General features: G+C 41.9%; 1 rRNA gene. It reads left to right on the top strand.

Annotated elements, in window-relative coordinates:
• Nucleotides 1-132: 132 nt before the first annotated feature.
• Nucleotides 133-210, top strand: a 16S ribosomal RNA gene (locus tag OGY08_RS00005); the annotation flags it as partial.

Below are 210 nucleotides of genomic sequence, written 5' to 3'. Positions count from 1 at the left end.
CAATTTATCAGACAATCTGTGTGGGCACTCGAAGATACGGATTCTTAACGTCGCAAGACGAAAAATGAATACCAAGTCTCTGAGTGAACATACGTAATTCATTACGAAGTTTAATTCACGAGCATCAAACTTAAATTGAAGAGTTTGATCATGGCTCAGATTGAACGCTGGCGGCAGGCCTAACACATGCAAGTCGAACGGTAGCACAGA

The organism is Citrobacter sp. Cpo069 (genome assembly GCF_030332785.1).
Taxonomy (GTDB): Bacteria; Pseudomonadota; Gammaproteobacteria; order Enterobacterales; family Enterobacteriaceae; genus Citrobacter; species Citrobacter portucalensis.
This window is presented reverse-complemented; position numbering and strand designations above follow the sequence as displayed.